This is a genomic window from Solidesulfovibrio aerotolerans, assembly GCF_009856865.1.
Taxonomy (GTDB): Bacteria; Desulfobacterota; Desulfovibrionia; order Desulfovibrionales; family Desulfovibrionaceae; genus Solidesulfovibrio; species Solidesulfovibrio aerotolerans.
The window spans coordinates 1-13,944 of the sequence record NZ_WVUD01000064.1 but is presented as its reverse complement, the minus strand read 5'-3'; the positions used below and the strand labels follow the sequence as shown (position 1 = coordinate 13,944).

At 55.1% G+C, this 13,944-nt stretch carries 8 protein-coding genes; 1 reads left to right on the top strand and 7 read right to left on the bottom strand.

The window, feature by feature from the left end:
• Positions 1-496: 496 nt before the first annotated feature.
• The 6 genes from GTA51_RS19030 to GTA51_RS19005 form a co-directional block, all read right to left on the bottom strand.
• Positions 497-661, bottom strand: a complete 165-nt coding sequence (locus GTA51_RS19030; protein ID WP_160963941.1) for a hypothetical protein — start codon at positions 659-661, stop codon at positions 497-499.
• Positions 662-766: 105 nt separating this feature from the next.
• Positions 767-1,159, bottom strand: coding sequence for a hypothetical protein (locus GTA51_RS19025; protein WP_160963939.1), 393 nt, complete (start codon positions 1,157-1,159; stop codon positions 767-769).
• Between the two features lie 655 nt (positions 1,160-1,814).
• Positions 1,815-4,955 (bottom strand): type I restriction endonuclease subunit R, encoded by a 3,141-nt coding sequence (locus GTA51_RS19020; protein ID WP_160963937.1) that lies wholly within the window; start codon positions 4,953-4,955, stop codon positions 1,815-1,817.
• A 112-nt stretch (positions 4,956-5,067) separates the two neighbouring features.
• Positions 5,068-5,802: a DUF3800 domain-containing protein gene (locus tag GTA51_RS19015; RefSeq protein WP_160963935.1), complete on the bottom strand. Its 735-nt coding sequence runs from the start codon at positions 5,800-5,802 to the stop codon at positions 5,068-5,070.
• Positions 5,802-7,109, bottom strand: coding sequence for a restriction endonuclease subunit S (locus GTA51_RS19010; RefSeq protein WP_160963933.1), 1,308 nt, complete (start codon positions 7,107-7,109; stop codon positions 5,802-5,804). Before GTA51_RS19010 ends, GTA51_RS19015 begins: the two co-directional genes overlap by 1 nt.
• Positions 7,102-8,937: a class I SAM-dependent DNA methyltransferase gene (locus GTA51_RS19005; protein WP_246198236.1), complete on the bottom strand. Its 1,836-nt coding sequence runs from the start codon at positions 8,935-8,937 to the stop codon at positions 7,102-7,104. Before GTA51_RS19005 ends, GTA51_RS19010 begins: the two co-directional genes overlap by 8 nt.
• A 345-nt stretch (positions 8,938-9,282) precedes the next feature.
• On the opposite strand from GTA51_RS19005, the gene GTA51_RS19000 reads away from it, so the two are divergent.
• Positions 9,283-12,318, top strand: a complete 3,036-nt coding sequence (locus GTA51_RS19000; RefSeq protein WP_160963931.1) for a response regulator — start codon at positions 9,283-9,285, stop codon at positions 12,316-12,318.
• A 600-nt stretch (positions 12,319-12,918) separates the two neighbouring features.
• Here the strand turns inward: GTA51_RS19000 and GTA51_RS18995 are convergent.
• Positions 12,919-13,812, bottom strand: a complete 894-nt coding sequence (locus GTA51_RS18995; protein WP_343039540.1) for a tyrosine-type recombinase/integrase — start codon at positions 13,810-13,812, stop codon at positions 12,919-12,921.
• Positions 13,813-13,944 lie beyond the last annotated feature (132 nt).

The window sequence follows — 13,944 nt, the reverse complement described above, 5'->3', positions numbered from 1 at the left end:
AAAAAGACCCCAGCCGTGTTTTTGGCCGACTTTTCGGGGGACTACTTGTGAGGTTTCAGCGACTGGTGCAGATAGGAGGGGTAGGTAAATACAGTTTTTCAGCTAGATGTGCAGTCTTCGTCCGGTTAAGTTCTGGCCAACCTCCTTGAGAATATTATTTTTTTTAAAACTATTGCCATCATAAACAGAAGTCAAGCCCCTTAGGGTCAAGTGCTCTTTTTTTGCTTGCCAGGCTTGCGGGGCGTCTCCTGCCTGTGGCTGTGAGCGTCCACTATACGCGCCTGGATACTGGGCGGAACCGGCGGCGTCGAAGTCCCCCTGTCGCATAAGTTCAGGTGGAGCGACGTCTTGCTGGTCGTTGGGTTTGCCTTTTATCTAGCCTGGGGCCTCGGCTCGCATGTTCAGTCCTGGACTGGAGTACTTGTTTCGACATGGTTGTCGGCAAAACAAGGGCACCCTCTCGGCGAAAGACGGTGCCCCTGGCTGGAAGTTCTACTTACATCGCATCCTTATATTCGTGGTACAGGCGAAGCAAACGTTCCTTTTCTGTCTCCAAGTCCCAGCATTGGCGGCAGGTTTCGTAGTCATGAAGGGCGCATTTGTTCTTCATTTCATCAAGCGCCACCTGTGTATCGGCGGCAAGCTCCAGGATGGTCTTCATTTTTTTTCCTTCAGTTTCATTTCCCAACTCTTGTCATCATGTAGTCTGTTTTTTAAAGGAGGCTCCGTTGGCACGTCGTCTTTCCTCTCGGCGATGCATACCGTTCTAGAATTCAATCACGACTTTCATCGCGTCAGCGTAACGCTCGATAAGGTCCGGGGCGTTCAGACAAAAATCTTCAGGATCGACCTCGGCGTCCAAATCCAGTTTAATGCGCGTCCCAGGAGGCATATCCTTGAGAGAGACATAATTTTGGACGACGCGAGCGAGCTCGTGCTTAAGCCCCAGTTCAAACGAATGGTCACAATGCCCAATTTCATTGCGATCTTTCATCGAAATTTCCTCCGGTAAATGTTGATACTTCGTGGCATCTGTCAAGCGCGGGAGCTTCGTCGCAGCGATGTACGCATGCACAACTTCGGCCAGGGCTGAGCCGAGCCCCGTGTTCAAGTTAATTTCCAAGAGATTTCCCTTTTCATCGTTGATTAAAGCGGTCATTGATGACCTCCTGAGTTATGTTTATCGTTCATTGCCCCTGCCGCTTTCGGCGAGATTCAGCATTTGCCTTCCTGCCTGCGGAATAAATAGTACATGCAAGGATCCAGTCAACCGCCATATTCCAATTTTTTTCAGTAAATTTTTAAGCGTTTTGCGGTTAATTTTTTTTCATTCCATTATTACTAGAGAGGTAAATTGGCTTAGTATATCTGTCAGTCTTCGTAGTGCATCCTCATGCTTCTTTGCCCAGGAGATACACGACGACTTTGGCATAATTTTTGAATAGGCTGACGATAAGCGGGACGGAGAGGGTTGTAAAGAATCATAAAAAACAGGGCGTTGAACAGGCTGCTGCCGGCCCCTGCCCGGTACGGGGGCACCAAATATGCGAGCAACGAGGAGTGGTGGAAGCAAGAATCAGGAGTAGGCGATGCTCGGGCAGGGTGATGCAGATTGCCACGCACATATTTCAGCGTTATTTCGTATGAAATCAGTGCTTTACAGTCGAAAGCAGCGGTCGGCGAAGGTGGCAAATAAGTATGCCGGGGCGATCCCGAGCAACGTCAGGACCGGCGTATCTCGGCCGTAGGGGTATTCTGGGTCAAGGGGCTGGCACGGGTAAAAGGGGGAAAAATTATTTTTGCTGCTGCTGGAATCAGGCGGCCCACTGCGCCGACAACGCCTCCGCCTGCTGGAGGACAACTTGGATGGCTGCGTCTTGGAGGTCGGGCGGGTAGCCATGCCGCTTAAGAATCCGCTTCACCAGCACTCGCATCCTGGCTCGGGCGCTTTCCCTGTGTGCCCAATCGACGGTGATGCTGCCTTTGAGGCTGGTTAAAAGTTCATGGGCGATGAGCCGCAAGGATGCGTCCCCCATGACCTCGACTGCGCTCTGGTTGTCGGCCAGGGCATCATAGAAAGCGATCTCGTCCTGGGACAGCCCCGTTGCCTCGCCACGAAGTCGGGCTTCCCGAATGTCCTTGGCCAAGTTGATCAACTCTTGGATCACCTCGACGGTGCTGACAGCATTGGTGTGGTACCGGGCAATGGCCTTTTCCAGGCGTTCGGAGAATTTCTTGGTCTCCACCACGTTGGTCCGGGTGCGGGAGCGGATTTCGTCGTTGAGCAGCTTTTTCAGCGCCTCCAGGGCGAGGTTCTTCTTCTCCATTTGCTGCACTTCGACCAGGAACTCATCCGACAGGATGGAGATGTCGGGTGTCGTCAAGCCGGCGGCGGCGAGGATGTCCACGATCTCAGTTGATGCCACAGCCCGGTTGATGAGCTGCTGGACGGCGAACTCACGTTCAGCCGAGGTTTTTCCTCCACCTATGCCAGTCTTGGTCAAGGCTGCTCTGATGGTCTGGAAGAAGGCGACCTCATTTCGTATGGACCGTGCCTCATCACTGGCCGCTGCCAGGGCAAAGGCTTTGGACAGGGCCAGGACGGCATCCTGAAAGCGACGGTGGGCTTGTTTCTTCTTGTCGTCGTCGGTTTCCTTCGCGGCGGCCTTATGCTGCTGCTCCAGAATCCAATCCAGGGCTTCGGCCATGATAATGAGCCGGTCGTAGGCGGTACCGTTGAGGGCACGTCGGTAATCGAACCCGTGGAACATCGCAGTCACGATTTCAAATTTCTCCATCATGACGGCGACGGCCTCTCCCTCATCAATGCCCGCCTGACTCCTGTCCGAAGCCGAGTACTGCCCCAGGGCGTTTTTCAGGCTTTGGCCAATGCCGATGTAGTCTACGATGAGCCCGGCCGGTTTGTCCCGAAACACCCGGTTTACGCGGGCAATGGCCTGCATGAGGCCATGTCCTTTCATGGGCTTGTCGATGTACATGGTGTGCATGGACGGGGCGTCGAAGCCGGTCAGCCACATGTCGCGGACGAGCACCAGCTTCAACGGATCGTTCGGGGCTTTGGCACGTTTGGCCAGCATTTCCCGGCGGGCTTTGTTGCCAACATGAGGTTGCCAGGATGCCGGGTCGGAGGCGGAACCAGTCATGACGACTTTGACCACGCCGGTATTGTCGTCCTCGCTGTGCCAATCCGGCCGGAGAGCCACAAGCTCGTTGTAGAGGGCGACGCAGATTCGCCGGCTCATACAGACCACCATGGCTTTCCCATCCATGGCCGCCACTCGGTCCTCAAAATGCCGGACAAGGTCCTGGGCGACAAGCTTGAGCCGTTTATCGGCCCCAACCAAAGCTTCGACCGTGGCCCACTTCCGCTTTAAAGCCTCTTGCTCGCTGACGGCGTCGTCCTCGGTCAACTCCTCAATTTCCTCATCGATCTTGGGTTTTTCCTCGGCTGAAAGTTCGATCCTGGCGAGGCGGCTTTCATAATAGAGTGGCACCGTTGCTCCGTCTTCGACGGCGCGGGTGATGTCGTAGATGTCGATGTAATCACCGAAAATCGCAGGGGTATTCACATCGTCTTTTTCGATTGGCGTCCCGGTGAAGCCGATGAAGGAGGCGTTCGGCAGGCCATCCCTCAGGTACTTGGCAAACCCGTAGGAAATCTCACCCGTCTTTTGGGCTACCTTGGCTTTGAACCCGTACTGGCTCCGGTGGGCTTCGTCAGCGATGACCACCACGTTGCGCCGGTCGGTGAGCAAGGGGTATTCCGAGTCGCCCTTTTCCGGTGTGAACTTTTGAATGGTCGTGAAGATTACACCACCGGACGCACGGTTGAGAGCTTTTCGTAAATCCTCTCGGTTGGTTGCCTGGACGGGAGTCTGCCGGATGAGGTCGCGGCACATGGAGAAGGTATTGAAAAGTTGGTCGTCGAGGTCGTTTCGGTCGGTGATGACGACGATGGTTGGGTTTTCGAGCTCAGGGCATCGTACCAGCTGGCCGGCGTAGAAAGCCATGAGCAGGCTTTTCCCAGAGCCCTGGGTATGCCAGATGACGCCGACCCTGCGGTCGCCCTTTGGAGCGGATGCTTTGACGGTATGGGCCACGGCATGGCGCACGGCATGGTACTGGTGGTAGCCGGCGATGATCTTGGCAATACCGGAACCGGTGTCGCCGAAGACAGTGAAGTCGCGGATCAGGTCCAGCAACCGGCGTTTCTCAAAGACCCCCTCGATGAGCACATGAAGTTCTGGCAGTCCTTTCTTGGCGACATCTTTCCCGTCTGTGGTGCGCCAGGGCATGAACCGCTCCTGGTTGGCTGTCAGGGAGCCTATGCGGGCCTGGAGGCCGTCCGAAGTGACCAGGACACAGTTCGTTCGGAAAAGGGACCGGACCTGGGCCTTGTAGGTTTGAAGCTGGTTGAAGGCGGCTTCCAGGTCGGCGTTTTCGGTGCCGGGGTTCTTGAGTTCGATGACGCCAATGGGGAGACCGTTCACGAAGACCACCACATCCGGGCGGCGGTTGACCTTGCCTTCAATCACCGTGAACTGGTTGACCGCCAGCCAGTCATTGTTGTCGGGATTCTCGAAGTCGATCAGGCGGACTTTGTCGCCGGCAATGGAGCCATCTTCACGAGGAAACTCGACGTCCACACCTTCAACCATCATGCGATGGATGCGGCGGTTCTCTTCGGTCAGATTTGGAAATTCGGTGGCGATCAAGGCCCGGATGGCGTCGTGCCGGGCTTCGGCCGGGATATGGGGATTGAGGGCCTCTACGGCGGCTTCCAGACGTTTCTTAAGGAGAACGTCCGAGTAAGCCTCTCGCTCCGGGGCATGGCCGTCAGGGCCAATCTGGAGGTCTGAGGTGGATGCGTAGCCGAGGCTGCCCAGAGTTTCGAGTAGGACTCCCTCGACGTCTGCTTCAGAGATGAAAGCCATGGACCCTCCCCTGATTCTTTCCGAAATCAAAATTTTGGCCTTGACTAATTCCCCCCGCTGTCTGATTTACCAACTGTGGGTTGGTCACTGCGTAGCGGGGGCTGGCCCCTTTTTATTTGGGCAAGGTCACAAGTCCATAACCCTCGATGACGCCTCGCCGGTTTCGTCTGAATTTTTCCTGGACGATGAACCAATCTTCTTTATCCGGCTTGCCCAAGACGTGGCGGCCGATGGGCGAAACTACCAGATCGGCCAATTGAAGGCCGGCGATGTTGTCCTTCTTGGCGCGGAGATTGAGTCCCAAGATGCGGTCCTCGATGTCATGGGCCTGGACGAAACGAGTGCCTTGGATTTTGAGGTTCAACCAAGCAAGGTCAAGCTGCCGGTCCAGGGTCGGGTCTCGTTTTTCAGCCACGATCAGCCCTCCCCCGCTCACCCGGCCGACATCAAAGCAAAACCTCTCCACCAGCACGTCGAGACTGAGCAGGTACGGGTCCAGGGCGGCGACGCCGTAGCGGCTGAGGTGCTGGTTTTTATGGATGGCGCAAGCGGCAACGGAGAAATGGAGCTGACGGAGCAAAGCGTTCAGGCCGGTGTAGAACTTTGCCCGGAAGGATGAGTTCTTTAGCTCCTCGAAACCGTTACGGTTCCTGGTGATGTCAGCGGTGTGCAAGACGATGTCCGTTCGCCCGAACATCTCTTGCTTGAAATCCGCCAAGGCCTGGGCCAGCGCTCCCTCAGCATAGGCTTTTTCCATGATCACGCCGCCCAGGACGAACATGGGGTACTGCGGGTCGATCACGGACAGGTTGTGGTCGCCGGACTCGTCGAGGAAGAGCACCTTCATCAGAGCACAGCCCCCACGGCTTTCTCGACATCCTTGACCCGGATTTCGCCGGACATGAGCTTGGGGAGAAGGAGGTCGCGGGTTTTGGCGATGGTGCGGGATTCGACCACATTTGACTGGATCTTCATGAACAAGGGGGCCGCTACGTTCTCAAAGCAGGGAAAAAAATCTTTGCCAGGAACTGGAAACGTAGTCGCCTCAAAGGTTTGACGCGTAATCGTTGAGAATACTGAGCCATGGGCCATCGATTTGAGCCGGTCAACCATGTGTTGGGCTGCAAGAAAGACAAAACAGTCTCCAAGGCCGCCATTTCCACGCAAAGCATAGCACGACTGGTTGAAGGTCATGTCACAGCCAGTCATTGCGAGATTTCCAACCGTACCTCGCGCAGATATAATTGTAGTCCCGGCAGGAACAAGGCGGGCTGAACTCTCTCTTAACCCGCACGACGTAATTGATTTTTCTGTTTCGACGACGAAGACGCATCCCGGTGGCGGAGTGTCGACGACAGAAAACCAAGGGATTCCCTCTCCCCAATACTCGGCTACAGAGGTTTTGGGCGTCCCTCCTCCGATGATTTCGAAACACTCTGCTAAAGGCTCTAGCACCCACCCCGCCGGCTTCCCCTCCTCATCCAGCGAATCCGGGAACAAATCCCAAATCTCCTGGGCAAGATAGGGGGCACGGCTTTCCATCTTGGCTCGCGTCGGGCCGAAGTCCACGAACCAGTCCTTGAAGATCGCCCGGGCCATGGCTTCAAGGGTTTCGTTCATGCGGCGGTTCAGGTCGATTTTGTCATCGAGGGAGCCAAGGATGGAGGCGATTTGTATTTGCTGTGCGATTTCAGGAAGTTGGACAGGAACTTTAAGAAGATGTGGAACTTTTATGCTCGGCTGCACAGAACTAATATCAAGCGAAATCAATCTCGACTTCGTTCTATTGTCTTTCAATAAATAATACAAGAATGGCGGCTTAACCACGTTCTTATTTGGACGAAGTGCAATAATATTTTGAGCCACACAACATTGTTCTGATGCAACAAGAGCTATCTCGGCTATCGATCCAACTGTCGAGAAAAGGATGTCTCCACTTAACGGATGTCCAGATCGAAACCAAAGTTCATAGACTTCTTTGCTGACATATTTCCCAACCCTCTCAAGTTGAATATGACGACAACTTCCAACAATTGCATTTATTTCGACGAGGGGGTACGGTGTTTTATCGAGTTGGTGTGGCGGGGTTTTTCCCCTATTGTCTATGATAGATGTTATCGCATCGCCTAGTATTAATGCTTTCCAGTCACCCATTGACGCCGACCTCCGCCAACTTCTGCCGGATCGTCGCCGTTAACTTTTCCGCCTCGACAAACTGTCCCTCCAGATTCTCCTTCAGCGCTCCGAACCGCTCCTCGAAAGGCGTGTCGTCATCCTCCGTCGCCTCGGCCCCGACATAGCGGCCCGGCGTCAGCACATACCCGTGCCCCTTGATCTCCTCCAAGGTGGTGGCCTTGCAGAAGCCGGGCACATCCTCATACTCCCCGGCCTCCTTCTCCCCACGCCAAGCGTGGTAAGTGGCAGCAACCTTTTCGATGTCCTCCTGCGAGAACTCCCGGCGGGTGCGATCCACCAGATGACCGAGCTTGCGGGCATCAATAAAAAGCGTCTCGCCCCGGCGGTCCCTGAAGCCGTGGTTGGCCTTGTTGCGGGCCAGGAACCACAGACAGGCCGGAATCTGGGTCGAATAGAAAAGCTGCCCAGGCAGAGCAATCATGCAGTCCACTACGTCGGCTTCGAGCATGGCCTTGCGAATGTCACCTTCACCGGATTGGCTTGACGACATGGAGCCGTTGGCCAGAACCACGCCAGCCGTCCCGTTCGGGGCAAGATGGTGGATAATATGCTGCAACCAAGCGAAGTTGGCATTGCCAGCCGGTGGAATGCCGTAGCGCCACCGTCCATCCTCCCGCAACCGCTCACCGCCCCAGTCGGAAATATTGAAGGGCGGATTAGCCAGGATGTAGTCGGCCCGCAAGTCCTTGAGTTCATCCTTGTGGAAGCTGCCCTCACTGTTCCAGCGGATGTCGGAGTCGATGCCCCGGACCGCCAAGTTCATTTTACATAGCCGCCACGTGGTATAGTTCGATTCCTGCCCGTAAATGGCGATGTCGCCGAGGCGGCCGCCGTGCTCGGCCACGAACTTATTCGACTGGACGAACATGCCGCCAGAGCCGCAGCAGGGGTCATAGACTCGGCCCTTGAAGGGCTCCAGCATATCGACCAGCACCCGGACCACCGAACGGGGCGTATAGAACTCGCCGCCACGCTTGCCTTCCGAGCCGGCAAATTGGCTGAGGAAATATTCGTAGACCCGGCCCAGGACGTCTCTGGACTGCCCCTGCTCGGTCCCAAGGCCAATACCGGAAATGAGGTCGATCAATTCCCCAAGCATGACCTTATTGAGAGCCGGACGGGCATAATCCTTGGGGAGCACGCCTTTGAGGCTTTCGTTCTTGGCCTCGATGGCAACCAGGGCATCGTCGACAATCTTCCCGATGCCGGGCTGCTTGGCGTTGGCCTGGAGATGGGACCAGCGGGCTTCCTTTGGTACCCAGAAGATGTTCTCGGCCAGATACTCATCCGGGTCCTCGGCGCAGGTAGGGTCTTCGGCCATCAGGGCTGTATGTTTGGCCTCAAAGCTGTCCGAGATGTGCTTGAGGAAGATCAGACCCAAAGCGACGTGCTTGTAGTCCGAGGGCTCCATGTTGCCCCGGAGCTTGTCGGCGGCTTTGAAAAGCTCACCTTCAAAACCAAGATTCGCTCCCGCCCCATTGCCTTTGCCATTGGTGCTGCCAGCTGACTTAGGGGTTCGCCCTTTGGGCTTCGGTGCTGTGGGCTCGGGCATATCTACCAAACTGGCCTGTGTCTCGTGGGCTACTGGGGTCGCTCCTGCCAAGGCGACAGATCCGCCACGGCCACGTCCTTTGATAATGATGCCGGCGGCGAGGAGTTCGTCACGAACCTCGTCATAGGCCGTCTCGGACCAGTTCAGCGCCTCACGGAGCCGTATATTGCCAGCGCTCCCGCCGAGATCGGCAAGGGCTTGAAGTAATTTGTCGTGTTGCTCTTGCGAAGCCATGTGCCGATACCTTTGATTCGGACGCGATGCGACCATGCGCGTCACCGGTGACAAGTCCACGTGCATATTGCTCAAAAAAGCCTGAGAGCGTACCTTCTAAAGAAGTCTCGAAATGGTTATGGTCGAAACCGTCGTTCGTCAATCGGAATGGCAGATTGTACCGCGAACGGACGACAAACTTTTTTTACCCGTGGGCACGGCCATGCCAAGTTGAATGGAAAAAGACGTTTCGAGTTTTCTGGAGAGACATCGCCAAAACGCATGCTGCAGCACGTTGACGGACTCGCCTCGAGACTGTATTATTAAATATTTTCAGCATATTAAATGGCACCAACGGTGTAGTCGATGAAACTCTCATTGCCCGACTCAGTCAAATTCAACCTTATCTTGGTGGTCATGGCCGGGATGATGCCTTTGCTCGCGGCCATGGCCAGTTCGGTTTGGGAGCGGTGGGACCATGAAATCGAGGAAACAGAGTCAACCTGCCGCCGTTTGGTCGCATATTACGCTGAACGGCAGGACGAAGAAATCCGACGTATCAAAACGGTTCTTGATGGCCTGGCGAAAACGTTACCTGTGCAAAACATGGACCCCGTGGCCTGCGATGAACTGTTCCGAAGCTACCTTGCCGCCAATCCTGGGTATGTAAATGTTGCTCTTATGGACCACCAGGGTAACGCCGTTGCTTCGGCCCTCCCTTTCACGAAACAGAGCCTCAAAGACCGAAAGGAAGTCAAGGAGGCCTTGTCCACTGGAGAATTCTCTGTTGGGGAGTTTTCAGTAGGTAAGGTGAGCGGGGTTGAGATTCTTCCCTTTGCCCTACCAGTGAAGGATGACAGGGGCGGGGTGAGGTGTGTCCTGATCGCAACTTTGCGGTTGCAAGATTTCAAATTGTTCTTCGAACGGGCAAGATTGCCCCAGGATTCCTATATGGGGCTGGTGGATGCCAATGGTCGACGGCTCTTCCGATTTCCATTCAAGGAGTCTACTCCCATTGGGCAAGACATCGCCCCCGACGTTTGGAGGAGGATTCAGTCCGGAGGACAAGAGGGAATCTTTACGGCCCAGGGTACCGATGGTCCGACCCGGATATACGCCGTGCGTCGCATGGAACTGGCTCCAGGGAAAACTCCCTACATGAATATATTTGTAGCCATTCCAAAAAGCGTTGCCATGGCCAATGCCAACGCGGCTATCCACCGACAAGTCTGGTGGCTCCTTCTCTCTCTGCTGTTAGCAGGAAGCACTGCTTGGCTGGTGGGCCAGCGCGGTATTTACGAACGGGTGAACGTTCTGTCTGCCATGGTCCGCCGTCTGGAGAGTGGTGATTTGTCCGCCAGGACAGGGCTTGACGAACCTCAGGGTACCTTCGGCAAACTAGGTGCCACACTAAATAAAATGGCCGAAACCCTGCAACAGGATATAATTGAGCGCGCCGAGGTCCAACGTAAGTTGGAAATAGAAATCCTCCGCAGCAAGACCCTGATGGAAAACAGCGGCGACGGCATTGTCATTATTGATCAGGATCATCGTGTGGTGGAGGCCAACCACAGGTTCGCGAATATGCTCTGTTATGCACAAGATGATGTGATCGGGATGGCCACTTGGGACTACGATGCCAGGATGAGCGAAGCGGACATCCGTAAGCGTTTCTGTCAGATTGACAAAATAAAAGCTATCTTCGAGTCCGAGCATCGACGCAAGGATGGTACTACAGTTTCCGTGGAGGTAAGTGCCAGCGGGACTAAGTTCCAAGGACTGTCTCTGGTCATGGCCGTAGTACGCGACATCGATGACCGCAAACAGAAAGAACAAGTTCAGCGAAACTTCTACGCACTTTTGGAGAACGCCGATAACATCGTAACATTCAAGAACACTGATTTACGATATATCCTAGTCAACAAGGCATACACACTGTTGACAGGGCATATGCCGCAGGATGTCATAGGTCTGACTGACCGAGAGCTCTTCGCCGGTAAAGCCACTCCAGAGCAGATAGAAGCCTATATTATTAATGACCGAGAGGCCCTGACCTTGCCGCAGGGGCAGTCAGTAACCGCCGAAGAGGGTGGTCTGGGGCCGGCCGGTGAGGTGCAGACCTATCTGACTAAAAAATTTCCGGTCTACGGCGAGGGAGGAGAACTCATCGGCGTAGGGACCATTGCCTGGGAGATCACCGATCGCAAAAAGGCCGAGATGGAATTGCGAGAAGCCAAGTCGATGGCTGATGAGGCGACCCAAACCAAAAGCCGATTCCTGGCCAACATGAGCCACGAAATCCGTACACCTATCAACGGAATCATGGGCATGGCCCAGTTGTTGAAAACAACCGAGCTCAGCCTGGAGCAGACTGAATATGTTGAGATGACGCTTCAATCCTGCCGGCGTCTTACCGGACTAGTCGGGGACATCCTTGATATATCCCGGGTCGAGGCTGGGCGCCTCCAGATCAGGTCCACATCCTTCATGCTTGAGGAAGCGCTTCTTGCAGTCAAACAGCTTTTCGACATGTCGGCACGCCAGAAAGGCATCCGCTTGATCCTGTATACGGACAAGAGAATCCCGGCCCAAGTGATGGGAGATAGTTCTCGGCTTCAACAGGTGCTGAACAATTTGATCGGCAATGCCATCAAATTCACTCAGGCCGGGGAGGTAAACGTGGAGGCCTACCTCTTGCCGTCTCCTTCCCCGGACAAAGTTCGGGTGCTCTTCTCTGTGGCCGACACTGGAGTCGGCATTGAAGATGTGATACTTTCCGCCCTGTTTGAGCCCTTCACGCAGGCCGATAACAGCTTCACTCGGAAATATCAGGGCGCGGGTCTCGGGTTGTCCATCTGCAAAAATTTGGTGAAGCTCATGGGGGGAGGAATCTCCGTCGATAGCGCGAAGGGAGTTGGCACCACGGTGCATTTCTGCGTCTTATTCGGAAAGGTCGTAGCGGGTTCTGAACAAGCCGACGTCAAAACGGTTCCCCGGACGGATTTAGCCCATGACGTCAAGGTGCTCGTGGTAGAAGACGACAGGGTTAACGCGATAGCTCTATCCCATTTTCTGAAAAAAGCCGGGTACGCTTTCCGACTCGCCGAAGATGGGCGACATGCACTGGATATCCTCCAAGGCGAGTGCTTCGACCTCATCCTCTTGGACATCCAGATGCCGGTGATGGACGGCCTAGAGGCCACACGCCGAATCCGAGCCGGGGAAGTGGGAATGGACAAGGCCGACATCCCCATCGTCGCCCTTACCGCCCACGCCATGTCGGGTGACAGGGAAAAGTTCCTGGCAGCAGGGATGAACGACTATCTCGCCAAGCCAGTTGAGATGGAGACGCTCAAGGAAGTAATTGGAAGGGTCGTCACAGCGCGCCGGCAATCTGCGTAAAGCGAAGATCAACCATCCCAAAACCATGCAATTCTCCACAGGATTTCTTGAAGAAATGAACTGACCAAAATCTTCATTCGTCAATCGAAATGGGCGGTTGCAGGCAGGTAAATCGCCCAGGCAAATTCCGACGGTTTTACGATGAAAAGACAGGAGAACCGCCCCTGGATAACCTCCCGGGTGGCTAACCTCTGGATAACCGCCAGGGGCCGGGCATGGGTCGTTTTAGCCGGAAAATGTTATCCGCCCCTGAAAAAAATCTAATTATTTCAGTCTATATGCCTCGTCATTGCTCCTTTGGGAGCAGGATGCCGGGTGTTCAAATCACCTCGCCCCGACCAATATATTTCAAGGGGATAGACCGTGTTCGGCCTGTCCCCTTTATCTTTTGGATAACCGGGCTGGATAACCTCTTGGCCAACCCTACAGGATAACGAGGGAATTTTGGATAACATTCGGGCAGGATGCGGCCCGCAAAAGGACAGGATGCGGGCTGTCCTACATGGGACAATCTGAGGGAGCGGCCAACACAAGCGTCCTGCGCAAAAAAAAGAGCACCCCTTCTGGGATGCCCAATAAACAATCAACTCGCTGGCCCGGCTATTCCAGCCGTGGCAACCGGGCTATGGTCCGACGCTTTTCGTTACCAAGCAGGTGGTAATAGTTGTTGGCGGTCATCTGGATCGACGAGTGGTCCATAAGCTTGCTCACCGCCGAGAGGTCCCCTCCCTCGTTCAGGAGGCTCGTGGCGAAGAGGTGCCGGACGTCGTACAGCACTACGGGATAGGTGATCCCGGTCCGCCGGCATGCCGTCCTCATGGCCCGGCTGATCTGCTTCACCGGCCGTCCATTATACTCCACGACACGATCGCACTGCGCCGAAGCCTTCTTCTCCTTGAGGCGTGCCAGGAACTCGTCGGACAGCGGGACAGTCCGCCTCGTATTGGTCTTGGTCGCGAAAACGTTGATGGTCTTGTCGGCCCAGTTGATGTCGTCCCAGGTCAGGGCAAGCAGTTCCGATGGTCCAGTCCGTACACCGAGGTTCCAGGCGACCTCGATGGCCCAGGCCAAATGGGGCTCAGCCTCCGCCTTAATCTTCTGAAGATCATCGACAGTAAGCTTCGTGTCCCGAGGTTTTTCCCTGGGCTTATGCCACTGGCGCAGCGGGTTCTTCTCGATGAGGTCGTGTTCAACTCCGAACTTGAAAACAGTTTTCAAGTAAGACAAGTATCGTCCTCGGGTCACCGGTGAACGCTTCTCGTAGGCCTTGGCCACGATCTTTACGATTTCATCGTACTTGATTTCCTCGACCGGGCGCTGAGCGAAGACGGGAATGAGGTGCCGCTTCAGGAACGATTTGATTTCGTTAAGGGTGCGGATCGAAGTCCCCTCGACCTTCCGGGAGTTGATGTACATCTGGGCAAGCTGGTCGAGAGAAATCTTGCCGGCGACAGCCACCTCTTCGGAGATGGCCTCTGGGGTGCTCGGCAACACCGGTTGTAAACGTCAAAAGAACCCCTTCTTACGCCTCCTGAATTTTCTGGCATGGAGTGTCCCCAGGAGGGGCGACCATGGTAGCATCGGCACCGGAGCATAGATCCGAAAAGGCGGCGTATTGGGCTGGAC